Consider the following 23,844-nt stretch of genomic DNA (forward strand, 5'->3'; position numbering starts at 1 on the left):
TGCGGGGCCTGCTGCTGGCCGCCTTGCTGAGGGGCTTGCTGTTGCGGGGCCCGCTGCTGTTGCTGGGGGGCCTGCTGCTGGCCACCTCCGAACGGATTGTTGCCGGATGCCAGGCGGGGATCGGTCTGGGTCAACCAGGTCTGAGCCTTAGTGGAGTAGCGCGGGGAGATATCACCGTGGAGCGTTCCGTAGATCTTCTGCAGCTCGCCGATCACGACCTGCCCCTGTTGCCCCCGCTGAGAGAGTTCCCGGTAGTTGCCTGACAGGACGATCGCCCGCAGGTAGGTGATCGTTTTCGCCTGGCGGGGCTCGAATCCCAGGTGCTCCTTGGCCCACTGCACGGTCTGCGCGTCGGTGACGGTCAGGCCGTGGGCCTGGCCGACCTCTACCAGGATGGGGGCCTCAACGAGGAGTCCAGCGATCTGAGGCCGATTCACACCCTGCCGCTCCAGGCTTTCCCGGCCGAGTGCGGAGTCCAGCTCCTTGACCACGACGTCGACGTCCTTCTCACTGACGACCACGGAGTGGCGGGCCCCGTCCAGGCCGGTGTAGTGCATGTCGGCCACCTGACCGGGGTGGTCGGAGCAGCCTGCGAGCGCCCCGACGGCGAGGAGGAGTGCAGCGCTGGCGGCGAGGACGCGCGTACTTGCGGCAAGGCTTCGGGTCACGGTCTGCTCCTGGAGGGGGGACGACGCCGGAGGGCGACATGGTGTCACGACATTTCTGCCCCTGACCCTACCGTTCCGCCTGCGACGACGCACGCAGCCGGTCCGCCGCCGCCCACCGTCAGCGGCGTTTGCGGTAGGTGGTGGCCTCGGTCTCGTAGGCGGTGTCACCCTGGACGACGGCGCGCAGGAGCACCTCGGCCCAGCGCACGACCTCCTCGCCGGACAGGGCCGCCCCGCCCATGCGGTTGGTGCCCGGCGCGGGCACCACGATGGTGCGCGTGGCCGGCTTCAGCACGGTGCCCGGGTAGAGGCGGGTGACCTTCATGCGCGCCGACTCGGGCAGGTCCACCGGGGCGAAGCGCACCGACTTGCCCTGGGCGACGATCTCACCCACCCCCAGCTGGGCGGCCAGGGCCCGCAGGCGCGCCAGCCCCGCCAGGCGGGCGGTCGCCTCGGGCACGGGCCCGTAGCGGTCGGCCAGCTCCTCCAGGACGTCGTCGACCTGCTCCCCCGAGCGCGCCGCCGCGAACTTCGTGTACGCCTCCAGGCGCAGGCGCTCGTGGGGGATGTAGTCCTCGGGGACAGTGGCGTCCACGGGCAGCTCGATGCGCAGCTCGACGTCCTCCTCGTCGCCGTCCTCGAAGCCGATCACGTCGGCTCCGGCCTTCCCGGAGCGGGCCAGGGCCTTCTTGTAGGCGGCCACGGCCTCGGAGACCATGCGCACGTACAGGTCGAAGCCGACCCCGGCGATGTGCCCGGACTGCTCGCCGCCGAGCAGGTTGCCTGAGCCGCGGATCTCCAGGTCCTTCATGGCCACCTGCATCCCGGCCCCCAGATCGGTGTTGGTGGCGATGGTGCGCAGCCGCTCCAGGGCCGTCTCGGTCAGCGGCTTGTCGGAGGGGTGGAGGAAGTAGGCGTAGGCCCGCTCCCGGCCGCGCCCCACGCGCCCGCGCAGCTGGTGGAGCTGGGACAGGCCCATGCGGTCGGCGCGGTCCACGATGAGGGTGTTGGCGTTGGACACGTCCAGCCCGGTCTCCACGATCGTGGTGCACACGAGCACGTCGGTCTCCTTGCGCCAGAAGGAGTCGATGACGGCCTCGAGCTGGTGCTCGTTCATCTGCCCGTGGGCGGTGGCCACGCGCGCCTCCGGGACCAGCTCGGCCAGGCGCGCGGCGGTGGCGTCGATGTCCTCGACCCGGTTGTGGACGAAGAACACCTGCCCCTCGCGCAGCAGCTCGCGGCGGATCGCGGCGGAGACCTGCTTGGTCTCGTAGGCGCCCACGTAGGTGAGGATCGGGTGACGGTCCTCGGGCGGGGTCGCCAGGGTGGACATCTCGCGCAGGCCGGTGACCGCCATCTCCAGGGTCCGCGGGATCGGGGTGGCGGACATGGACAGGACGTCCACGTTGGTGCGCAGCGCCTTGAGGGTCTCCTTGTGCTCCACCCCGAAGCGCTGCTCCTCGTCGATGATGACCAGGCCCAGGTCCTTGAACCTCACCTGGCCGGTGATGAGACGGTGGGTGCCGACGACGACGTCGACGCTCCCCTTCTCCAGCCCCTCGAGCACCTTGGCGGACTCGGCGGCGTCCTGGAAACGGGACAGGGCCGCCACGGTCACCGGGAAGCCTGCGTAGCGCTCGGTGAAGGTCTCGACGTGCTGGCTCACCAGCAGGGTCGTGGGCACCAGGACCGCGACCTGCTTGCCGTCCTGGACGGCCTTGAAGGCGGCGCGCACGGCGATCTCGGTCTTGCCGTAGCCGACGTCGCCGCACACGAGCCGGTCCATCGGCTGGGCCTTCTCCATGTCGGCCTTGACCTCGTCGATGGTGGAGAGCTGGTCGGGGGTCTCGGTGTAGGGGAAGGCCTCCTCCAGCTCGGTCTGCCAGGGGGTGTCGGGGCTGAAGGCGTGGCCGGTGGTGGCGGCGCGGGCGGCGTAGAGGCGCACGAGCTCGCCGGCGATCTCACGCACGGCCTTGCGGGCCTTGGACTTGGTCTTGGCCCAGTCGGCGCCGCCCATCCTGCTCAGGGCGGGACTGTCGCCGCCGACGTACTTGGTGACCTGGTCCAGGGCGTCGGTGGGCACCAGGAGGCGGTCGCCGGGCTGGCCGCGCTTGGAGGGGGCGTACTCGATGACGAGGTACTCGCGGGTGGCCGAGGAGCGGGGCCCGCCCACGGTGCGCCGGCTCAGCTCGATGAAGCGCCCCACCCCGTGCTGGGCGTGGACCACGAGGTCCCCGGCGTGCAGGGACAGGGGGTCCACGGAGCGGCGGGCGCGGCGGGCAGGCAGGCTGCGGCGCTCGCGGGGGCCGGTACTGGCCCGCCCGGTGAGGTCGGACTCGGCGATGAGGGCCAGGCGCAGACCCTCGGCGAGGAAGCCGTGGCCGGCACTGGCCTGGGTGACGCGCACGACACCGTCGCCGGGGCCCGCCGTCGAGCCACCGGCCGCAGCACCGTCAGCATCAACGGGGCCGTCGACGCCGGCCGAGCCGTCGGACTCATCGACAGGAGCGGCCGGGTCGGGAACCCAGTCGCCGTCGCGGCCGAGCTCGCCGACCTCGGAGAGCTGGTCGACGATGCGGGCGGGGACGTCGCCGTCGCCCAGGAGCTGGGCCATGCGCCGGCCGGGTCCGGGGCCGTCGGTGGCGACGACGACGGTCCAGCCCTGGCGGGCCAGCCGGCCCAGGTCGGCCACGGCCCGCTCGAGCTCGCCGCGGTAGGTGCGGGGGTCGCTCAGGTCCAGACGGGTGGTCTCGGGGCCGGCGGCCAGGGCGGTGAAGGACCACCAGCCGCGGTTGGAGGACAGGGCCAGTGCCCGGGCCTCGGCCAGGTGGGCGAAGGCGGCGGCGGACAGGTCGACGGGGACCGTACCGCCGGAGGCCGCCGAGGTCCAGGCGGCGGCGAGGAACTCGGTGGTGGTGGCGGTCAGGTCCTCGGCGCGCTTGCGCACCCGTTCGGGCTCCAGCAGCACCGTGAGCCGGTCGCCGACGAGGTCCAGCAGCGGGACCATCGCGTCGACCAGGACCGGGGCGAGGGACTCCATGCCCTCGACGGCGATGCCCTGGCTGATCTTCTCCAGCATGTCGGCGGCGCCGGGCACGGCGTCGACCAGGGCGGCGGCGCGCTCGCGCACCGCGTCGGTGAGGACCAGCTCGCGGCAGGCGGTGGCGGTGACGGCGCCCAGCGTCTCAATGGTGCGCTGGTCGGCGACGGCGAAGGAGGAGACCTCGTCGATCTCGTCGCCGAAGAAGTCCACACGCACCGGCCGGGGCTCGGAGGGCGGGAAGACGTCGAGGATGCCTCCGCGTACGGCGTACTCGCCGCGGGACTCGACCATGTCGACGCGCGTGTAGGCGGCGGCCTCCAGGCGGCGGGCGGTCTCCTCCAGGCCGACGGTCAGGCCGGGGGCCAGCTGGACGGGCTCGAGCTCGCCGAGCCCGGCGATGACGGGGGCCAGCAGGGCGCGCACGGGGACGAGTAGGACGCGGATCGCCCCGCCCTCCTCGGGGTGGGCCAGGCGGCGCAGGACGGACAGGCGCTGGGCGACGGTGTCGGCGCGCGGCGAGAGGCGCTCGTGGGGCAGGGTCTCCCAGGCGGGCATGACGGCGACGTCCTCCGTCGGCAGGTAGCTGCGCAGGGCCAGGGCGGTCTCCTCGGCCTCGCGACCGGTGGCGGTGACGACCAGCAGGGGCGTGCCGGAGGCCTCCGCGGAGCCGGCCGCCTGCGCGTCGTCGTCGGCGACCCTCTGGACGCCCTCCTCGCCCAGGGCCATGGCGGCCAGGACGGCGGGCCGGGCGCCCGGTGCCACCACGAGGCTGCGGTCGGTGCGTGAGCGGGAGGAGGCGGCGCGAACGGTGCGGGCGATGTCGGCGTCGGCGAGCAGCGGAGGCAGGAGCGCAGTCAGGAGCACGGCCGCGAGTCTAGTGACTCCCCGTCCCGGCACCACTGGTGGGCCGGACCGGTCGGCCGGCGAAGGCCCGGCGGGACCAGTCCCCGCTGCGAATCCGGTTCCAGGGGTTGGCGTGCCCGGCGACGACGCCCACACCCCCGCCCGCGGTGTTGTTGCGGCTCTCCAGCAGGACAGAGACCTGCGCCGAGGCCGCCATGCCGGCGATGAGCCACACGACGGTGCCGATCTGGGTGATGAAGGCGACCGTCCCGTAGGCCGGGATGAGACTGAGCAGGGCGATCTGCGCGGGGTTCGAGCGCTGGACGAGGGCCCTGGCGCCGTAGACCAGCAGCCCCACCATGAGGAGCACCACGGGGATCCAGCCGAAGCGCAGCGCGGTCAGCAGCAGGTGGTTGTCGATGGAGCTGTAGGCGCCCCAGGCCACCGAGCCCCCCGCCTTCTGGTAGGCCGAGGACAGTCCCAGCGGCTTGAGCTGACGCACCAGGACGAGGATGTCGCCGCGGTATCCGGCCGAGTCCTCCTGCTCGCGGCCGGCCGAGTCGAAGACGCCCAGGACGTAGGGCAGCAGCACGCTGCCCACGCCGACCAGCACCATGAGGAAGCTCATCCGCCACAGGGCGGGGATATTGGTGTGCACCTGCATGAGGCTGAGGATGACGGCGATGACGGCGCAGGCGATCGCCGAGCGGGAGAAGGTCGGGATGGTCGCCCCCAGGACGAGGGCGCCGGCCGCGATCCGGTAGCCGGGTCTCCACCGCGCGGCCAGGATGAGAGGGATCCCGGCCGCCAGGCACACCCCCAGGGCGATGGGGTGGCCGAAGGCCCCCTCGACGCGGGTGAAGCTGCCCCGAGCCAGGGACGGGGCCCACTCCTCATAGAGGTTGTTGTTGATGGCGACGTAGCTGAAGGGGTTGATGGTGGTGACGGCCTCGAACAGCGCCAGCACGGCCACCGCGATCCACACGATTGCCAGGACCTCCGCCATGCGCCGCAGCCCGAGCCGCTCCACGAGCAGCCGTCCGGCGAGGTAGGCGGGCAGGGCTCCGAAGACGACGTCGGACAGGACGTAGTTGAGGGGCGAGCCCGCGGCGACCGACAGGCCCACCAGGCACCAGGCGGTGGCGACCATGAAGTCACCGCTGGTCAGCCGCCACGAGAAGCCGGGCAGGAGGGCGAGGATCACCAGGAGGCAGGCCAGGGTGGCCGGAGGCACATTGGGCTCGAAGGGGATCATCACCCACACCGGCACGAAGCCGATGGCGCCCATGACCAGTGCGGCCCCGGCGACGGGGCGGCGGTGGATACGGTCGGCCACGAAGATGAGGAGCGCCAGGGCGGCGGCCACCATGGGGAGGACGATGAACAGGGTCCTGGCGAAGGACATCGTTCCTCCCTTGTCTTGTCATGGCCGCGGCAATGTCACGGCGGTCGAGTCGGTGGCTGGTAGGTGGGCGAAGCGGCGTGCCGGCGAGGCTCGGGCCGCCGCCGGGCCGCCGTGAGAAGTACCCGGGAAGATGCTGGGAGAGCCTCCGAGCTCCTGACCAAGGTCAGGAGCAGCCGGAAGAAGTCCGACGACGTCGCCCCGACTGGGCCGACCCCGACGCCTTCTTCACTGCTGGGGAGGGAGTCCCGGGGGCCCTCACCCGTCACACGGTTCCGGTGAAAGACTCACCACATCATCCACTCCCCCGTGTCTGAGGATTCCAGGCGTGGCCGGGGGCGCAGCGAAGGCTACTACAGTCACCGAGACCTGAGCGTGATCTTACAGTTAGGGTTGGGTCGTAGCCTTTCTGCATCCGCCGGGCCATACGGCCCACGGTGCCCGACGGGCCGCCGGAACCGACCAGATCCAGATCATCCCCAGACCAGATGAGGAGCAGCGTGCAGCCGTCGCAGATCCTTCACGCCATCCGCAGGAACCTTGTCGCCTGCCTCGTCATCCTGCTCGTATGCATCCTGGCCGGGATGGGAGTGGCCCTGGCGACGAAGCCGGTCGCAGTGGCCACCACGACCCTGGGCATCCAGCCCAAGTCCAAGGAGACGCCCTCCTTCTCCACCCAGGCCAAGGACCTCATGCCGACCCTCGTGGAGCTCTCCACGAGCCCGAAGGTCCTCGATCCGGCAGCGGCCAACCTGAACATGGAGACCACCGATCTGGCGGAGGCGCTGACGGTCACCAACCCGCCCGAGACCCTGGTCCTGTCCATCACCGCCAAGGCCGGCAGCAAGCAGAAGGCCGTCGACATGGCCCAGGCGACCGCCGACTCGCTCAATAAGGAGCTCTCCTCCGGTGAGCTGCTGGGCAAGCAGGCCCTGGGCATGACGACGAGCACCACCTCGCCCGCCACCACGGCCAACACCACCATGGAGCGTCCCGGCGCCCGAGCGGCGGCGATCTCCGGGCTGCTGCTGGGGCTTCTGGCCTCCATCTCCTATGCGATGTTCCGTCACCGTCGCGACAGCGGCCATGGCGGCGACGAGGGCGCCGAGAGCCGTCCCGGGCGCACGGCGGCCACGCTGAACGCCCTGAGGCAGAAGACCTCGGACCTGCTGCGACCGAGTCAGCAGCCCGCGCAGCCTCAGGTGCAGGCGCAGCCGCCCTATCAGTATCAGCAGCTCCCGCCCCCGTCTCCGGCCCCGGCCTCCCCCGAGGTCCCCGTCATCCAGGACCCCGGCGCCATGGCGACGCAGGCAGCCCCCGCCTCGATGCCGCCCCCCGTCTCCGCGCCCATGCTGCCCGCCTCGACGTCGACCCCGGTACCGATCTCCCAGCCGATGGCCCCATCCGCATCGGTCCCAACCTTCCCGCCCCCGCAGTCGCCGCAGCAGACGACCGCGATGCCCGCGATCTCCGACTCCGCCTACCCGGCGGCCCAGCCAGTGCCCTCCGCCCAGGAGCCGGTCCACACCTCGGTGCCGACGCCGTCTCCGGTCTCCCCGGTGCCCGCCACGTCGTCAACGTACTCTCCCGTCTCCATGAGCCCCGTCTCCATGAGCGCAGCGCCGCTGTCGTCGGCCTCAGCGGCCTCGGCCTCCGCCCAGGACCCCACTCAGTCCTCCGCCCAGGACCCCGCGCACAGCTTCACCTCCGGCATCACCTCCGCCATGCAGCGCCAGCAGACCAACCGGCCCGCGTCGACCGCCTCGGCCGGGGCCGTCTCATCCCAGTCGGCCTCCGAGGCCACCGCCCCCTACAGGCACGCGCCACTGCCCCCGCCGCTGTCCACCCCCGCCGACCTGACGGTGCCGGCCTCCCCGTCGATCGCGGTGCAGCCCTACACGGCGGCCCCGGCCTCCGGGAGCCACCGTTTCCCGGGCGCGCCGGACGGCCCCACCCGTCGCAGCACCGCCCTGCCCACCGGGCAGACCGTCCCGGCCTCCTCCGGGTCCTCGGGGTCCTCAGCCTCCCCGGCCTCCTCCGCCCCCTCGGCAGGGCTCTCCTACCAGTACCCTCCGACGTCGACACCGACACTGACCCCGACCTCCTCATCCATCGACTCCCTCACCGCCACGCCGACCACCGGCCGTCGGCGCGCCTCGGAGCCGACGTCGGGCTCCGCGCCGAGCACGCCCACTCGGCGGCGCATCACCTCGCCGTCGGCGGACCTCCCGGTGTCACCGGCTAGCTGGCAGGACGCCTCCTCCCTGCCCATGACGACGGGCCGGCGCCGGGTCCAGCCGACGTCCTCTGCCCCCGAGCCCACGGCTGCCGCAGAGGTCTCACGCACCGCGGCGCACACGCGGGACTCGGTCTCCGAGACCGACTCCCCCACCTCCGCGTCGACGTCGGCGCGTCAGCAGGCGCCCTCGCGCCGACAGGCCCTGGCTCGACGCCGGCGGATGTCCAAGCCGCGACTGACTCTCGTGACACCGCTGTCCGAGGAGTCCTCCATCGAGCAGACCCGCCATCTCACGCCGGTGTCGGCGTCAGCGGGTGGGCGCCACCGCAGTCCCGATCCGCCGGACGCCCCGCCGCCGCCTCCGCCGCCGTCGATCCAGCCCGGTCACCAGATGGCCTCGGCCTCCTCGGCCCGGCACTCAGCCTCCGCCTCGGCGGCCTCCGCGGCCTCGGCCGGCCGCCGCAGGCAGTCAACGCGCCGCTCCTGGTGAGCCGGCGGCCAGCACCACTGTGAAGGGAGGGTCCGATGCTTTGAGCATCGGACCCTCCCTTCATGTGTCACCGGGCCAGATAGGTCCCAGACCACAACCCCCGCACAACCCGAGGGCTCAGTTGTCGTCCTCCTCGTCGTCGGCCTGGTCGTCGCCGGCGGCCTGGTCCGCGTTCTTCGCCTTCTTGCCCTTCTTCTTCGCCTTCTTGGGGACCGTGACGCTCGGGATCTGGGCGGTGATGGTGTTACCACTGGGGTCGGAGACCACCAGGCGGTAGGTGTGATCGCCGGGCGAGCAGGTGGTGTCCTCCAGGCTGTGGCTCTTGAGCGCCCAGCGGGTGTCGCTGATCTTCTCGGTGGCCACCGGCGTGGTCTCGTCATCCCGGTAGAGGCTGTAGGTCAGGGTCGGGTCGTCACGGTCCCAGGTGGCGGTGAACCCCACCTTCACCGAGCCCGAGGTCGTCACCTCCGCCTTGGCGGCCAGGGTCTCGGCCTTGCCCTCGGGGGGCAGTGTGGGTTGGCCCGCACGTCTGGGGTAGCGCACGATCCCCTGCTGGGTCGTGCCGTTGGCCTCGATGAACTCGCCCACCATGAGGATGTAGGAGTCGGTGACGTCGATCTTGTAGGCGGCCTGGGACATGCCCGTGTACTTGCCCGCCTCCAGGTCCGGGTACCAGCCGATGATCGTGGGGCTCTTGTAGTCCGACGTCGACCAGTCCTGGTAGCCGGTGACAACGCCCTGCTGACGAATGGTGATGTCGGCGCTGTTGGTGAAGGCCATGGCCCGCACGTACAGGGGGTGCGGCCCGTCCTTGCGCAGCTCGGGCATGTTGGGGAACCCGTAGATGGTCTCGCAGGAGTGGGCGTGACCCACCGTGTAGACCGTCTCCTTGGTGGGGGCGATCCCGTAGGTGTCTCCGTGGCAGGGCTCGAGCCAGATGAGGTTGCCGTCCCAGTCCGCCTTGAAGCTCCCCTCGAGGTTGGCCTCGTCGAGGCGCCCGACGGCGGAGTAGGCGGTGGCGTAGAAACCGTCGTCGTCGACGGCGATGTCGAAGATGGCGGCCTGCTTACCGGCGGTGCGCACGGTGTCGTTGACGGGCATGGGCAGCATCTCGCCGGTGGAGGCGCTCAGGAGCGCCATCCCGTAGCCGGGTCTGCTGGACCCGTTGACCGAGGAGAAGGAGCCGCCGATGACGACCTTGGAGTGGTCCGGGGAGACCTCGATCGCGTAGACCTGGGCGTTGGGCCCCTCCGCGGAGGCGGTCCAGTTCAGCAGCTGACCGGTGGAGGCCTTGAGGGCGGCCAGCCTGACGCGCGGCTGACCGTTGACCTTGGTGAAGTAGCCCCCGGCGTAGAGGGTGTCGCCGGCGACCGCGATGTCCTTGACGGTCGTGTTGAACATGGGCCTGAAGGAGGAGATGAGGGTTCCGTGCCCCTGGGTGAGGTCGAAGGCCGCCAGGCGGCTGTGCCACTCGCCGTTGACCTTGTCGAACTCCCCGGAGACGTAGAGGGTCTTACCGTCCTGGGAGACGGCCAGGCTGCGTCCTGGCCCGTTGAGGGTGGGGGCGAAGTCCTCGATGAGCTTCCCGGTGGTGAGGTCGTAGGCCAGGATGTTGGAGCGCGCGACCTGCTGCTGCTTCTTGGGGGCGCCGGCCGGGCGGGCGTTGTCGAAGCTGCCGACGACGTAGACCACGTCGCCGACGACGAGCTGCCCCCAGGCGACGCCGTCGATCTGCACCGTGGGCAGGGGCGCGGCCGTGTACACGGGCTCCTGGGAGGACTGGCCGACGGGGGCGGTACCCGCAGCGCCGCCGCCCCCGTTGTCACCGACGTTGTCGGAGCCGTCGCCCTGGTCATGTCCGTCAGTATCGGAGTCGGCCTCCGTCTTCTCCTGAGCCGTGGCCACCGGGGCGGCGGGGGGCAGGACGACCATTGAGGCGAGCAGGAGCGGCAGGAGGGACAGGATGATGGCGAGACGAGGGATGGTGGAGAGACGACGCAAGGAAACCTCCGGTACATATGGCGAGCAGCGCGCAAGCGAATCACAGATCGTCGCTGGCAGCAGGCCGGATGAGGCCCGCGATAGCCACCGGTTCAATGTCTGTGATAACGATTAATCTAACTGGTAGCGCGCGTTGGTTCGGGGAGCACAGTCCGCTCATGTGGAACACGAAGAGGGAACGAAAGGAACACAAATCGATGACGGCACCACGCTACGTGACCACAAGGTTGGATTGCAATGAAATTGTTATCCGAAGGTTACTCCACGTCCTGAGTACGACTCGCTATCACGGAGAGCTCCACCCCAGGAGAGACGCCCTCTCCGGGCCCGGTGAGGGGCCCGGCGAGGGCGGGAGCGCGACGTCCGGAGCCGGTGCGCGGCGGGCTCATGCGGGTCCTGCGAGGCGCGCGGACCCGCCGGCCTCAGTCGCCGGCGACGCCGACGGTGTCGAAGAGGGAGGCCACCGAGCCGTCGTCGAAGACGGCCTTGATGGCCCGGGCCAGCAGCGGCGCGATCGGCAGGACGGTCAGCTGCTCGAAGCGCTTGCCGGCGGGGATCGGCAGGGTGTCGGTGACGATGACCTCGCGGGCCCCGCAGGTGGAGAGCCGGTCCACAGCCGGCCCGGAGAGCACCCCGTGGGTCGCGGCGACGATGACGTCCTTGGCCCCGGAGTCCAGGAGCACCTGGACGGCCTTGGCGATGGTGCCGCCGGTGTCGATCATGTCGTCGACCAGGACGCAGGAGCGCCCCTCGACGTCGCCGACGACGCGGTTGGCCACCGACTCGTTGGGGCGGGTGACGTCGCGGGTCTTGTGGATGAAGGCCAGCGGGGTGCCGCCGAGCTGGTTGGCCCAGCGCTCGGCCACCCGGATACGGCCGGCGTCGGGGGAGACGACGGCGGCGTTGGCCGGGTCGACGCGGGTGCGCACGTAGTCCACGAGCACCGGCTGGGCCCACAGGTGGTCCCAGGGGCCGTCGAAGAAGCCCTGCTCCTGGGAGGTGTGCAGGTCCACGCTCATGAGGCGGTCGGCGCCGGCGGTCTTGTAGAGGTCCGCCACGAGGCGGGCGCTGATGGGCTCGCGTCCCAGGTGCTTCTTGTCCTGACGGGCGTAGGGGAAGAAGGGGGCGACCACGGAGATGCGCTTGGCGGAGGCGCGCTTAAGGGCGTCGACCATGATGAGCTGCTCCATGAGCCAGTCGTTGACGCGGTCGCCGTGGGACTGGACGACGAACACGTCGCAGCCGCGCACCGACTCGTTGAAGCGGACGTAGGTCTCCCCGTTGGCGAAGTCGTAGGCCGTGGAGGACAGCACCTCGGTGCCGAGCTCGCTGGCCACGTCCTGGGCGAGCTCGGGATGGGCGCGCCCGGAGACGACGACCAGCCGTTTCTCACCCTTGGTAATGATGCCCGTCATGACGTGGTTCCCTTCTCACGGCCGGTGCGGCCCTCGATGTGACTGTTGGAGACGGAGGTGAAGGTCAGTGATCGCTTCGGCCGGCAGGGTTGTGACGGCCTGACCGATCGGGGCCGAAGCTGCGGTGCGCTCATGCGTCAGGCTCGGGCGCCGTCGGCGTCGAGCCGGCTGAAGGGGGCCACGACGCAGCCGGCCGGGATGACGGCGTCGGTGAGGATCGCGTAGGCACCCACGCGGGCGCCCTGGCCGACCCGGGTGGTTCCACGCACGAGGACGCCCTGCTCGAGGGTGACGTCCTGGGCGAGTTCGGCGGTGACGTCCACCCAGGTGGAGGCCGGGTCGACGACGCCGACGCCCTGGGCCATCCAGTCGGCCAGGACGCGGCGGTTGAGCTCGGCGCCGAGTTCGGCGAGCTGGGCGCGGTCGTTGCAGCCCTCGACGAGCCAGTGGTCGGCGACGACCAGCGCGCTGGTGGACCGTCCGGACCGGTGGGCGTGGGCGACGACGTCGGTGAGGTAGACCTCACCCTGGTCGTTGTCGGTGCCCAGAGTCTCCAGGGCGGTGCGCAGGTGGGCGGCGTCGAAGACGTAGACGCCGGCGTTGATCTCGCGGATGGCGCGCTGGGCCTCGCTGGCGTCGCGCTGCTCGACGACGGCCGAGACGGTGCCGTCGGCCTCGCGCACGACGCGCCCGTAGCCGGTGGGGTCCGCAAGCTCGGTGGTCAGCAGGGTGACGGCGTCGCCGCGCTCGTGGTGCTGGGCCAGGAGCTCCTGGAGGGTGGCGGTGTCCAGCAGCGGGACGTCCCCGCTGGTGACGACGACGGGCCCGGCGAGGTCCTCGGGCAGGGCGGCCAGCCCGCAGGCGACGGCCCGTCCGGTGCCGGGGACCTCGTCCTGGTCGGCCGGGACGGCGTCGGGGGCGACCTCGGCGAGGTGGGCGATCACGGCGTCGCGCTCGTGACGCACGACGACGACGAGATGCTGGGGCTCGAGTCCCCTGGCTGCGGTGACGGCGTGGTCCACCAGGCTGCGACCGCCGATCCGGTGCAGGACCTTGGGGGTGACCGATCGCATACGAGTTCCCTTGCCAGCGGCCATGACGATGACGGCGGCGGGTGCGGTAAGCGTCACGTGTCCTCTTCTCACAGGTTCGCGCCCGGACTCCCGACGTCTCCGGCCGCGACCGGGCGGAGGCCGGGGACGGACTCCAACGGTTTCTGAAATCAGGTACGGATGGACGGTTGGCGCGCATCCCGTCGGTGACCGGGTGACCACCGTCGGGCGTGAGAGCGAGGGAACCCCAACGCCACTCATGCTACGCCGCTCCGCCCCCAGGATTCGAACCCGGGCCTCAAGGCTCCAAAGGCCTGCGTGCTGCCGCTACACCAGGGCGGAAGGACGCATCCCGACCCGGGCCCGACGGCGAGGGGCGAGACGCCGGGACAGTCTCTCATGTCCCGGTCGCGCTCGGCACCTTCGCGGCGGCTCAGCGTGCCTCGGACGCATCCGGCACCGGGCCTCGCGCCTGCGCGGGGCGCATGCCACAGTCCTCGGACTTCGCGGTCGGCCGGGAGGACAGGGCAGGATGGGGGCATGTCCAGTTCCCCCTCCGCTCCCCCTCCCTCTTCTTCCGGCAAGCCGGCAGCGGTGCGCCTCATCGAGCTCGACGGGCTGCGTGGGCTGGCCGCCGTCGTCGTGCTCATCCACCACGCCCTGGAGACCGTGCCCGCGCTGGCGGAGGTCGGGGCGCGACCCGGCACCGTGCCCACCGGCACCTTCAACCGGCTCCTCACCCAGAGCCCCCTCCACCTGCTGTGGGCGGGCCACGAGGCCGTCCTCATCTTCTTCGTCCTGTCCGGTGTGGCCCTGACCTACCCGGTGGCCCGCCGCCACGCCCGGGGGCGGCGCTTCGACTGGGTCGACTACGCCCCGCGGCGCTTCGTGCGCCTGTGGCTGCCGGCGGCGGCCTCCACCACCTTCGCGGTCATCGCGATGCTGCTCGTGCCGCGCTCGACGGATCCGGCGCTGGGGCACTGGATGACCGTCACCCACCCCACGGGGCTCGGGGCGCGACAGATGCTCATGGAGTACCTGCTCATCCCCAAGCACGCCTACCGCAACACCGTCCTGTGGTCGCTGCACGCCGAGGCGATCTTCTCCTTCGTGCTGCCCCTGATGATCCTCGGGGTGGCCCTGTGCGCCCGCTGGCGGGTCTCCTGGCTGCCGGTGGCGGCCGCCCTGGCGGTGCCCGTCATCACCGCCAGCCCCGGCTCGGGCAGCTACCTGCCGGTCTTCACCATCGGCGCGGTCATGGGCTGGGCCTGGGGGCACAACCCCACCCCGGTGCCGCAGCGCCCCCAGCCCTGGGCGACGGTGCAGGCCCTGGTGTGCCTGCTGCTCATCACCCTGGCCTGGTGGCCGGGGATGGAGAGCCACACGGCCCAGCGCCTGGCCAACGCGGTCACCCTGGCGGCGGCCGCCTACCTGGTCCACCTCGTGGTGCGGGCCGGGGCGCTGCGCGGCCTGCTGCGCTCGCGCACCGTGCAGTACCTGGGGCTCATGTCCTTCTCCCTCTACCTGGTCCATGAGCCGGTCGTGGTCTCGCTGCGGCTGCTGACGCACTCGATCTCGCCGTGGTGGGTGCTCATCATGGCACCTCTGGTCTCGGCGCCGCTGACCTGGCTGTTCCAGCGTTACATCGAGGCCCCCAGCCACCGGCTGGCCCGCCGCACCGGAGCCCTGGCCTCGACGCGCCTCACCCAGTGGTCTCAGCGCCGTCGCTGCGGTCGGCCGACCGACCGCAGCAGTGGGGTCTAGAGCCATGGCGGCCAAGCGCACCCGCATGAGCGCCAGCGAGCGGCGCGAGCAGCTCATCGCCGTGGCCCGCGGGCTGTTCGCCGAGCGCGGCTTCGACGCCACGAGCGTGGAGGAGGTGGCGGCCCGCGCCCAGGTGTCCAAGCCGGTGGTCTACGAGCACTTCGGCGGCAAGGAGGGCCTGTACGCCGTCGTCGTCGACCGGGAGATCACCACGATCTCGGCCGCGATCTCCTCGGCGATCGCAGACCCCGCCGCAGACGCCGCAGACGCCGCAGCGGCCCCGCAGGCCGACCGGCACGCACCGGGAGGATCCGACGCCTCCGGCTCGGCCTCACGGATCGCCGAGCGGGCCGCCCTGGCCCTGCTGACCTACATCGAGGACTCCCCCGACGGTTTCCGCATCCTCTCGGCCGGCTCGGACCGCGCGGCCGGCACCTACTCCACGCTGCTGGCCGACGTCGCCATCGAGGTCTCCGGGATCCTCGCCTCGCAGTTCGCCGCCCACGACCTCGACCCGCGCACGGCCCCGTTGTACGCCCAGATGCTGGTGGGTATCGTGGCGATGCCGGCTCAGTGGTGGTTGGAGAACCGCTCGATGAGCAAGGAGGAGGTGGCCGCCCACATGGTCAACCTCGCCTGGAACGGCCTGCGCGGCATGAAGGCCGAGCCCACGCTCCACTCCGGCCCCGCAGGCGGCTCCGACAACACAGACACCGGAGCCTCGGGGCCCGGGACCGACTCGCGCACCAAGGGCTCGGCTCACCGCCACAGCACCGCCTAGGGCCACTGGGCGCCCTAACGGCGCCGCAGTCGGCTCACACCCGCGTCGTCGTCGGTCCTGCTCCCTCTGGCGAACGCCCGTCGCATTGGTCACTACCCGACCGGTCGATCGTCCTGCGAGTGCCCGCAATCGTTGAGCCTCAATGCCCCAACGAGTTCTGAGAAGTGTCGGGGAAGGAGGTGATTCACTTCCCGTGCCCGGCTCACACCCCCAAACGGCACGCTATTCTGTTGCTCCCGCAATCACCGAAACGGAACCCATGGACCCGGAAACCCTCATCATCGCGCTGCGCAAGAACGCAGTCCTGGTGGTCATGCACGTTGTGCTGGGCACCATCATCGGCACTGTCTTCGGCCTGTTGACGCCAGCGCAGTACACCTCCACCGCCAACGCGAACCTGTACGTGGAGAACGGTGAGGCCAACCTCCCCAGCACCTTCAACTACCTGACCTCCATCATGCCGACGCTGGTGGAGATCGGGACCTCGGAGAGCACCTTCGCGGAGGTCTCCAAGAACACGGGGATCAGCCAGGACGAGCTGCGCAGGTCCGTGTCAGTGACCAGCAAGACCGGCACCACCCTGGTGGAGATCCGGTGCACCAGCACGGATCCCGAGCGCGCCCACAGGATCACCGAGGCCGAGCTGACCGCCCTGGACTCGGTGGCCCGTGACCTGTCCAGCTCCGGGCAGGCCGGGAACACCACGGCGACCCTCAAGGTGGTCGACTCCCCCACGACCCCCTCCTCCCCCTCGAGCCTGTCGGCCGTGTCCACCGCGCTGATCGGGACCGCCATCGGGCTGGCCGCCGGCGCCATCATGGCGATCCTGCTGTACTTCCTGAGTCAGAAGAACCCACAGGACAAGGTCGAGGACCCGCTGCTCATCATCGGGCGTCGTCGCTCTCGGGAAGACGCCTGACCGGCCGTGGCCCAGATATGGTCGCAGGCCCTCTCCCACCGGGGCTCGCGGACGCCGTCGGACACTGATCCCGGAGCGGGCCGGGAGCCGGGGACGACGTGGCGCCGACTGGAGATGGCGATCGCCGTCGTCCTGCTGGTCTGCGTGGGTGTGCGCCGCGAGCTGGCGGCCGCCCTGAGCGTCGGGGACTGCGTCGCACTCGCCTCGGTCCCCATCACCTGGACGGCCGTGCGCAAGGCGCGCCGCTTCTCACTGCTGCTCGTGCTGTCCATCCTGGCGGCGGGCACGGCCTACATCATGTCCCTGCTGGCTGAGAGCAGCTTCGTCGTCGAGGCCTGGGCCCGCCGTGTCACCACCTTGAGCCTGCTGGCCGTCCCCTGCGCGGTGGCCGTCTTCGTGTGGGGGGCGCGCCGACTGGGAACCAGGCGCGCGGCCCTGGCGGTCGGCTTCGGCATGTTCCTGGACTCGCTGTCCTTGTTTCAGACCAACTCCAACCCGTGGAAGTTCGGGGTCGGTGCGGCGGTGACGATCATGGTCCTCAGCCTCGTGGCCGACCGACGCCGGTTGGTGCAGATCGCGGCCCTGCTGGTGCTCAGCGGCGTCTTCCTCGTCTCCGACTCGCGTTCCACCCTGTCCTTCCTGGCCATCATCCTGGGCACGGTCATCTGGCAGGCCCTGGCGTCCTGGGCCCGCTGGCGCGTGCCCACTCCCAGACGCCTGGCGATCTCCCAGATCCTCGTTCTGGCGGTCGTGGGGATCGTGGCGATGGTCGGGGTCGTCATGGCCTCGGAGTCCGGGACCCTGGGAGAGGACGCCCAGAACCGGACCATCGCCCAGTCCTCGAGCTCGGCGGGCCTGCTCCTGTCCGCCCGCCCCGAGCTGGGGGCCTCCTGGGCCCTGTTCCAGAACCGGCCCTGGGGGTACGGCGCAGGCGTCAAGCCCCGTTTCGAGGACCTGTGGGTGGCCAAGCGCGGCATGGCGGCCCTGGGCTACGACCCGGAGAACGGGTATGTGGAGAACTTCATGTTCGGCGGCCGCATCGAGCTGCACTCGGGCGTCATGGACATGTGGGCGGCGGCCTCGATCCCAGGTGGCCTGCTGCTGCTGCTCATCGCGGGGATGGCGCTGGCGGCGATGATGCGCGACCTGGGGCGGCTCAAGGCCACCCCCTGGCTGTTCTTCGCGGCCCTGACCGTGGTGCAGAACGTGTTCGTGGGGCCCTGGACGGTGCTGCCCGCCTACCTGCCGATCGTGCTGGGGGCCGCCGTCCTGCAGCCTCCCCTGCGCGACGCCGCCCAGCTGGACGCCGACGACGAGCCGGCCGCCACGCCGCAGGACGCGCTCTCCGACTCCGCGGCGCCCGTATCAGAGCCCGCCCCCGACGTCGAGTCCCGCCCAGCCGTCGAAACCTCACTCAGGGACTGATCCCGAGCCTGATCCAACCCCCTGAATCCCGGGCTGGTACTGAGACTCGGCCGGGGAATGAGCCCTCTCGCTACTTCTGAGTACATCCACACCTCAAGCCTCGTTTCCACGGCTCTCACCTGCGCCACCCCGATCTTCGTCAGAGTGGTGACGCAGGGCCGCAGATAACAGGATGGTTACGTTCTTGTGGCCCCGAGTGGGTGTTTGCCCGCTGTTGGTAATGTGAGAAGGTTTTGGTGAGTTCTCGTAGTGCTCCGGGCGCTTTTGGCGTTGTCAACCCGTTAGTGTGGGGACGACCGGCGGGGTCCTTACAGTTTCCACCGGAGGCCTGGCAGCGAGTGCAATGGGCCTGGCAGAGGTGGTTGAGCCGTCACGAGGGACTGGCCCGGGGACTGTTACGACTGTCTCGGATCAGTCAGCGCATCACGATCGTGTTGCTGGTGGTGGCTGTGCTGCTGGTGCCACAACTGGCTGCTGCGATGGTGCCGGCAATCTGGATGCTGGCCTGTCTGGGGGTGATGGTGCTGCTGTCACGCACTCGCACCATCTCGTGGCGGGCGGTGAGTGTCATGTTCTCGGTGAGTGTGCCGTGGGCGCTGGCGGTGGCTAAGGCTACTGAGCTGGTTGCCGCCAGTGGCGGGATGACGACGAGCGATGACGGAACGAGCATTGCTCTGGCGGCCTTTGTTGAGGAGCCGGGCAAGCTGGTGCCGCTGGCGGTGGTGGCTTTGGTGGCACCGGGGCGGGCGCGGCGCCTGGCGGCGGTGGACTGGGCGTTGCTGGGTTACGCGGCCGGGGCCGGCTTCACTGCGGCTGAGGACGGCGCCAGGCGTCTAGCGCCTCAGGGGATGCTGGCTTCTTTGCTGGGTGGTGATAAGGGTCTGGACTACTCGCTCAACGCCTGGACAGCCGGGTCCTTCCGCCTGTGGGAGAGTGACGGCCTGTTAGGCCGGTTCATGGCCGGCGCGGGGCCGAGCCCGCTGGCGGTGGGTCATCACGTGTCCACGATGACGGTGGCGATGGCGGTCGGCTTGGGGATCGTTCTGTGGCGCACCGGCAGGCCGCTGGGGCGGGTGGTGGCCTGGGTGCTGCCTGCCGTAGCGCTGGTGCAGGTGGTGGTGGATCACGCGGCCTACAACGCCTCGGTGGCCTCCTTGACCTTGGTGTCCTGGCTGGACTCGGGCGACCCGGTCGTCTACTGGCTGGGCGCGGTGTGGCAAGCCTCGGGGCGAGGTAACAATGCGATCGCCTACTCGGTGGTGTTATTCGTTCTGTGTCTGCTGGCCGATGCCCGCAGGCGCCTGCGCACCGGAGCCCTGGGGGTCACTGCTGGTGAGGCACCCAGGGTGCCCTCTGTGACGGCGATCGGGGGACCGGCTTTTGTGCGGGCTCCGATCGAGGCGGTCGTGGCGCTGGTGGTGCTGTCCTACAGCGACCTGGTCGTTATCGCCCGCGGCTACGCCGACCGGCGCATGACCCGCCCCCAGCGCATGATCGAGGGCCGTCTCACCGCCGCTCAGGTGATGGAAGCGCGTCGTGACGCCATGGCTGCCACCACCCCGGGGTCGAGCCCTCGGCACGCCACGTCTTCGCTCTCATCACACTCGTGGTCTCGGCCCTCATAGGGGTGGCGTGCCTGTGGTGCGGTGTGGTGGTCGCTCAGGCGATCGGCTCGTCACTGCTGTTCGGCGACAGCGACCCTGGGTTCTTCGCCGGCCTGCTCGACGACCTGGCGACGTGGTGGGACTCCCTGGGGCCGACAGGCCAGCTCCTGGTCACGGCGCTGGGTGTGATGCTGCTGATGTCGGCTGGTTCCACTTTCGCCCTGGCTATGGGAGCCGTCGGAGTCCTGACCTGGGCCGCGGCCCACGGCCACGGCCTGGCCTCCTTCATCCGCGACCCTGCTGCGGCGACCTCCTCATACCTCAGCAACGTCACCGCAGGCCAGTTAGCCTGGGACCTGTTCGACTTCGCTCTGACCTTCATCCCAGGTTCAGTATTCGGAGCCGGCGCACACACCATCGCCCGCACTACCGCCAGGGACATGGCCGCCAGCCGCACCGCCCTGAGACAAGGAGGCAAGAAAGCAGCTAAAGCCACCGAACAAGCAGCAGCCAGAACCGAAGCCCAACGCGTCGCAGAATCACAAGCAGCACACACGCGAGCATCGACAACAGCCAGACCACTCAACGCCCAAAAAAAGTACAAAAACAAGAAGGTGGCATCAGATCACGAAAGAACGCTCAGCGGATGGTCCTCCGACAGGCCTATTGGTTTTCATTCACCTAACGACCAAGAAGTACTAAGAGTAACTGACGAGATGGGATATCCTCGGCGGTCAATGGGATGCCGAGATCATGGAGTCAAAGGCCGAGCTTTGGCGTCGCACGCAGAACGCCAAGAAGCACTTATTGCCCAAGAGTCTCGGATCGGCGTTTCCGACCGACTATGTAATGACTGCCCCGGATGGTTTCGCAGTTATTCTCAGCATAGCGGAAAAACCTGGTATGTCACCGACCCGGATGGCACATGGATATTTAGACCCGACGGCTCAATCAAAATGCCGAACGGATTAGAAGTCCCACCAAACTCTCCGATCCCAGGAAAATACTGGAACTGAATGTCGAAACTTAAGAAGGGGATGTCTTATGATTAACGTCCAGGATCTTAATGGACAATTACATGCCGGCAGAACTGAAGTGACAAGCAGCCCTAAGGGGATTCTTTCGCTAGCGAGACGGCTATCAATTTGGAGGGCAATGATTGATGATGACAACCCTGAATGGTCGTATCAAACTCGAGTTCACCTCAACTCATTGTGCGTACATCGCGTTCAGCACGTGTGGTACCAAGTTTTTCCTGAAAACTCAGGGATCGAGAACATGCTGCAACTCGCACATGCAGTCACCGAAGGGAAAGCCGATCCTGCCCAAGCTCAAGAGCAAGCAAGCCAGTTTCTTCAAGACATCCTATTCGCGACTGAACTTAACACCACTACAGAACCGGCCACATTTGTTGCCGACGCCGCAGCAAGCGCCGTAATTTCTGCATGCCACCGAAATCCATATTATGAAGTAGAAATGGATGGAGACCTAGAGGATGACGACTTACTTCCCGATTCTCTGGATCTAAGTTACTGCTGTTCAGCTGCGCTGGCGCGTGGACTAAACTGGCAGGCCGCCGAAGATGTTGACGTCGAAGCTCGACGTGCATTCTGGCTGTGGTACCTTAATGAAGCTATTCCAACAGTCCTCAGGAATTGAGCAGGCTCTGCAAGAATGACTGAACCTCATAACTTGCATACTACGTATAGTGGAGTTTAAATGAGATTATTTTGTGAGTCGGTAGGGGAACTTGTTTGCCTGGATGAAGGTCTCGAATGCTTGTCGGGTTTGGGGGAATGTGGCTCTTTGGTGGTTGCTGATACTGTCCTTTGCTTCTTTCCAGACGTGCTCGATGGGGTTCTCGTCGGGGCTGTAGGCGGGTAGGTTGATCAGGTGGATCCTCTCGAGGTTCTTGATGGTCTTGAGACTGTGTCTGAGCCTTGCTGAACGGTGCCAGGAGGCGTTGTCCCACACGATGACGATCTTCTTCTTGTCGGGGTGCTTCACGGTCAGGTCGATCAGGGCCTGAGTGATGGCGCCGGTGTCCTGCCAGTCGAGGGTCATCAAGTCGACGGTGCCGTCGGTCTCGTGCAAGAAGCCGATGTAGGACTGGGCCTGGCGGCGGCGGTCGACCTCCAGACGGGCGGCGTCACCTCGGCGGATCCACGCCCTGCGCACGATCGCCTCGTGCTCGATACGCACCTGGTCGGCGCACACCACCATCACCTCGGGATCGGACCACTTGCGAACGATCTCGGAACGGATCTGGCTCATGCGCTGGTCAACGTCCGCCTGGGGCGGGCGGCGCTGGTCGACGGCCTCGGGGCGGTGGAAGGACAGGCCCGCCATGTGCAGCACGAACCGGTAGGAGACGGCAGAGGCGTACTCCACCTCGAAGTGGTCGTAGACCCAGGCCGCCAGATGGGGCACGTCCCAGAACCCGATGGGCAGGCCCTGCTCCGACGGGGGCCGGGACAGTACCCCGGCCACCTCCTGGCGCTGGGTGGCGGTGAGCCTGGAGGCGTTGAGGTTGCCGGCGTGACCGGTGTGGATTGAGGCCAGACGGTACCGGTTCCACGCCCGAGCCCAGCTGCGCACCGTCTCGGGCGTGCGCTCGACGACCTGGGCCACGACCGCGGTATCCACACCCTTGGACAGCAGCACGACCGCCTCGGACTTCAATCGCATCAACCTGTAAGGCGCCTGGTGCTTATAGCCCTGCAAAACAGCCCACTCATCATCACTAACCACGACCCTGTCCATCCCAGCATGATATTCCGCCCCCGACCCGAGAGCTCACGCGAAACGCCGACAACACAAGAGAAGACGACAAAAGAAGCCAGCACCAGCAGCCAAACACCCCACGAGAAAGAGACACCCCCCACACCGGACGCCCCACGAATACCCGATCACCAACCCAACAACAAAACCAGCAACACGAATCTTGTTTTAATCACACTATAGTAGGCGACTCGGTTGATGTTAACAATTACCCCAATGAGCCAGGAATGACCATCACTCGAAAGACTGCTGACCACAGCGACAGTCCACGAAGGACTCTTCACCCCGTGGAACCAGTTTAATTGCAAAGCTACACCAGATAATGGTGGCAATGATCGACGTGAAGGCACTTGCAACCCAGATAACACACGCCCAGGCAGAAGTAGGTGGTGACAGCAAAGGGATACTGTCGATTGGGACAAGAATGCGACTCTGGGAGGCGATGATTGACGCCCACCAGACAGGGGCATCCTACCGCCGCAGAACTTATCTAGATATGTTATGCGTACGTAAAGTTCTATATATATGGGAGCAGGCATTTCGAGGTCGACCCGATATTAATGAAATGCTGTCGCTAGCTGTTTCATTAGCTGAAAATCAAGTGGATACGGATGACGCCAAAAGATCCGCATTTCACTTTTTTCAAAGCCTAGGAGATGAAGCAACTAATCCCGAGAACGACAAAGCAATATTTGCTGCGAACGCGGCGCAGCACATGGTAATCTCGGCATGCCACCGAGATCCGTACTATGTTATTGATGAAGAGCTGGAGGATGACGACGAGCTTCTGCCAGATTCCTTGGACTGTAGTTATGCGTGTGCGCGTGCGGTCGCGGGCGGCATGAATTGGAGACCTGCCGATGAGGTTGACGTTGAAGCACCTCGTGCTTTCTGGATGCGGTACCTTAACAACGCCATTCCATCAGTCCTCGATAGTTAAGTAAACTCAGCAGGACAGGTTGCCCCACAATACAGGACAGGTTGCCCCACAATAGATGGACGGCGGGAGGTGAATCAGTCTATATTGACAACCAAAGGTCAGCAGTTCCGCGCCTACCCTACTGAAGAGGATGTTGCGATCATCCGTACTATAACCTAACACAGATGACCCATAACCATTAACACGATATTCGCCCTCCGAGACCAATTCAGCTGGAAACCAGCACCAGACGACAGGAGATACTTCGTTACATCAGTCAGTAGCGGTAATGAAGATGGAAGTATCGGGGCTCTTCGTGTTTGAGGGTGTGGTAGCTGGAGCCTATTGAAGTGCATAGGTGGGGCGGGTGCGTCGTTGCGGTGGGTAGGGGTCGAGGTCCCCCGATGATGGGAGCTGCTACACAACCGTCACGAGAGACCTCGACGTGCCTGAGACTACCTTCACCGACCCTGATCTGACGACCTTCCTGGGCCTGGA

General features: G+C 68.1%; 17 protein-coding genes and 1 tRNA gene. 9 read left to right on the plus strand and 9 right to left on the minus strand.

The features are described 5' to 3' along the window. From BKH32_RS03510 to BKH32_RS03520, 3 genes are all read right to left on the minus strand, one after another. Positions 1–668: hypothetical protein (locus BKH32_RS03510; protein WP_256690701.1), on the minus strand; the 668-nt coding region annotated here is incomplete at its 3' end. A gap of 118 nt (positions 669–786) precedes the next feature. Continuing rightward, positions 787–4,575 carry a transcription-repair coupling factor gene (gene mfd, locus BKH32_RS03515; protein ID WP_075248651.1) on the minus strand — a complete coding sequence of 1,263 codons (3,789 nt, stop codon included), beginning with the start codon at positions 4,573–4,575 and terminating at the stop codon, positions 787–789. A 10-nt stretch (positions 4,576–4,585) separates the two neighbouring features. Beyond that, positions 4,586–5,959, minus strand: coding sequence for a hypothetical protein (locus tag BKH32_RS03520; protein WP_075248652.1), 1,374 nt, complete (start codon positions 5,957–5,959; stop codon positions 4,586–4,588). Positions 5,960–6,456: 497 nt separating this feature from the next. Between BKH32_RS03520 and BKH32_RS03525 the strand changes: the two genes are divergently transcribed. Continuing rightward, the gene (locus tag BKH32_RS03525) at positions 6,457–8,685 is read left to right on the plus strand and encodes a YveK family protein (RefSeq protein ID WP_256690704.1); all 2,229 of its coding nucleotides are present in this window, start codon (positions 6,457–6,459) and stop codon (positions 8,683–8,685) included. A 117-nt stretch (positions 8,686–8,802) separates the two neighbouring features. On the opposite strand, the gene BKH32_RS03530 is transcribed toward BKH32_RS03525, so the two are convergent. The 4 genes from BKH32_RS03530 to BKH32_RS03545 form a co-directional block, all read right to left on the minus strand. After that, a complete protein-coding gene (locus BKH32_RS03530) occupies positions 8,803–10,686 on the minus strand; it encodes a hypothetical protein (RefSeq protein WP_075248654.1) in 1,884 nt (627 codons plus the stop codon). A 422-nt stretch (positions 10,687–11,108) separates the two neighbouring features. Further along, entirely contained in the window at positions 11,109–12,101 is a 993-nt protein-coding gene (locus BKH32_RS03535) for a ribose-phosphate diphosphokinase (protein ID WP_075248655.1), read from the minus strand. A 137-nt stretch (positions 12,102–12,238) separates the two neighbouring features. Beyond that, entirely contained in the window at positions 12,239–13,231 is a 993-nt protein-coding gene (locus BKH32_RS03540; protein WP_143222691.1) for a bifunctional UDP-N-acetylglucosamine diphosphorylase/glucosamine-1-phosphate N-acetyltransferase GlmU, read from the minus strand. 192 nt (positions 13,232–13,423) lie between these two features. Continuing rightward, positions 13,424–13,495 (minus strand) — tRNA-Gln (locus BKH32_RS03545). A 198-nt stretch (positions 13,496–13,693) separates the two neighbouring features. Between BKH32_RS03545 and BKH32_RS03550 the strand changes: the two genes are divergently transcribed. The 4 genes from BKH32_RS03550 to BKH32_RS13180 all read left to right on the plus strand — a co-directional run bounded on the left by BKH32_RS03550 (position 13,694) and on the right by BKH32_RS13180 (position 18,042). Beyond that, on the plus strand, positions 13,694–14,917 hold the full coding sequence (locus BKH32_RS03550) for an acyltransferase family protein (protein WP_075248656.1): 1,224 nt from the start codon (positions 13,694–13,696) through the stop codon (positions 14,915–14,917). Between the two features lie 4 nt (positions 14,918–14,921). Then, positions 14,922–15,698: a TetR/AcrR family transcriptional regulator gene (locus BKH32_RS03555; protein ID WP_075248657.1), complete on the plus strand. Its 777-nt coding sequence runs from the start codon at positions 14,922–14,924 to the stop codon at positions 15,696–15,698. Between the two features lie 259 nt (positions 15,699–15,957). After that, on the plus strand, positions 15,958–16,617 hold the full coding sequence (locus BKH32_RS03560) for a chain-length determining protein (protein WP_075248658.1): 660 nt from the start codon (positions 15,958–15,960) through the stop codon (positions 16,615–16,617). A gap of 6 nt (positions 16,618–16,623) precedes the next feature. Continuing rightward, complete coding sequence (locus BKH32_RS13180; RefSeq protein WP_430383782.1) at positions 16,624–18,042, plus strand: hypothetical protein; 1,419 nt, start codon at positions 16,624–16,626, stop codon at positions 18,040–18,042. 415 nt (positions 18,043–18,457) lie between these two features. Here BKH32_RS13180 and BKH32_RS13880 read toward each other — a convergent pair whose 3' ends face one another. Beyond that, on the minus strand, positions 18,458–18,613 hold the full coding sequence (locus tag BKH32_RS13880; protein ID WP_178384542.1) for a hypothetical protein: 156 nt from the start codon (positions 18,611–18,613) through the stop codon (positions 18,458–18,460). On the opposite strand from BKH32_RS13880, the gene BKH32_RS03570 reads away from it, so the two are divergent. Genes BKH32_RS03570 through BKH32_RS03580 form a run of 3 tightly spaced genes read left to right on the plus strand, consistent with a single transcriptional unit; the run spans position 18,612 to position 21,305 of the window. Then, the gene (locus BKH32_RS03570; protein WP_143222693.1) at positions 18,612–19,667 is read left to right on the plus strand and encodes a hypothetical protein; all 1,056 of its coding nucleotides are present in this window, start codon (positions 18,612–18,614) and stop codon (positions 19,665–19,667) included. The genes BKH32_RS13880 and BKH32_RS03570 overlap by 2 nt on opposite strands. Continuing rightward, positions 19,649–20,662 (plus strand): hypothetical protein, encoded by a 1,014-nt coding sequence (locus tag BKH32_RS13495; protein ID WP_143222695.1) that lies wholly within the window; start codon positions 19,649–19,651, stop codon positions 20,660–20,662. Before BKH32_RS03570 ends, BKH32_RS13495 begins: the two co-directional genes overlap by 19 nt. A 28-nt stretch (positions 20,663–20,690) precedes the next feature. Continuing rightward, complete coding sequence (locus BKH32_RS03580; protein WP_075248661.1) at positions 20,691–21,305, plus strand: Imm5 family immunity protein; 615 nt, start codon at positions 20,691–20,693, stop codon at positions 21,303–21,305. A gap of 66 nt (positions 21,306–21,371) precedes the next feature. Here the strand turns inward: BKH32_RS03580 and BKH32_RS03585 are convergent, their stop codons facing one another. After that, on the minus strand, positions 21,372–22,334 hold the full coding sequence (locus BKH32_RS03585) for an IS630 family transposase (protein ID WP_178384543.1): 963 nt from the start codon (positions 22,332–22,334) through the stop codon (positions 21,372–21,374). A 424-nt stretch (positions 22,335–22,758) separates the two neighbouring features. On the opposite strand from BKH32_RS03585, the gene BKH32_RS03590 reads away from it, so the two are divergent. After that, the gene (locus BKH32_RS03590; protein WP_075248663.1) at positions 22,759–23,367 is read left to right on the plus strand and encodes an Imm5 family immunity protein; all 609 of its coding nucleotides are present in this window, start codon (positions 22,759–22,761) and stop codon (positions 23,365–23,367) included. Positions 23,368–23,844: the final 477 nt, after the last annotated feature.

It is taken from the genome of Actinomyces oris (genome assembly GCF_001929375.1).
Taxonomy (GTDB): Bacteria; Actinomycetota; Actinomycetes; order Actinomycetales; family Actinomycetaceae; genus Actinomyces; species Actinomyces oris_B.

Bases quoted from the DNA above. Each gene is read 5' to 3' on its own strand.
- BKH32_RS03520 (WP_075248652.1), bottom strand. From the start codon at position 5,959: ATGTCCTTCGCCAGGACCCTGTTCATCGTCCTCCCCATGGTGGCCGCC.
- BKH32_RS03535 (WP_075248655.1), bottom strand. From the start codon at position 12,101: ATGACGGGCATCATTACCAAGGGTGAGAAACGGCTGGTCGTCGTCTCC.
- BKH32_RS03550 (WP_075248656.1), top strand. From the start codon at position 13,694: ATGTCCAGTTCCCCCTCCGCTCCCCCTCCCTCTTCTTCCGGCAAGCCG.
- BKH32_RS03555 (WP_075248657.1), top strand. From the start codon at position 14,922: ATGGCGGCCAAGCGCACCCGCATGAGCGCCAGCGAGCGGCGCGAGCAG.
- BKH32_RS03560 (WP_075248658.1), top strand. From the start codon at position 15,958: ATGGACCCGGAAACCCTCATCATCGCGCTGCGCAAGAACGCAGTCCTG.
- BKH32_RS03570 (WP_143222693.1), top strand. From the start codon at position 18,612: ATGTTCTCGGTGAGTGTGCCGTGGGCGCTGGCGGTGGCTAAGGCTACT.
- BKH32_RS13880 (WP_178384542.1), bottom strand. From the start codon at position 18,613: ATGACACTCACCGCCCGCCACGAGATGGTGCGAGTGCGTGACAGCAGC.
- BKH32_RS03580 (WP_075248661.1), top strand. From the start codon at position 20,691: ATGATTAACGTCCAGGATCTTAATGGACAATTACATGCCGGCAGAACT.
- BKH32_RS03585 (WP_178384543.1), bottom strand. From the start codon at position 22,334: ATGCGATTGAAGTCCGAGGCGGTCGTGCTGCTGTCCAAGGGTGTGGAT.
- BKH32_RS03590 (WP_075248663.1), top strand. From the start codon at position 22,759: ATGATCGACGTGAAGGCACTTGCAACCCAGATAACACACGCCCAGGCA.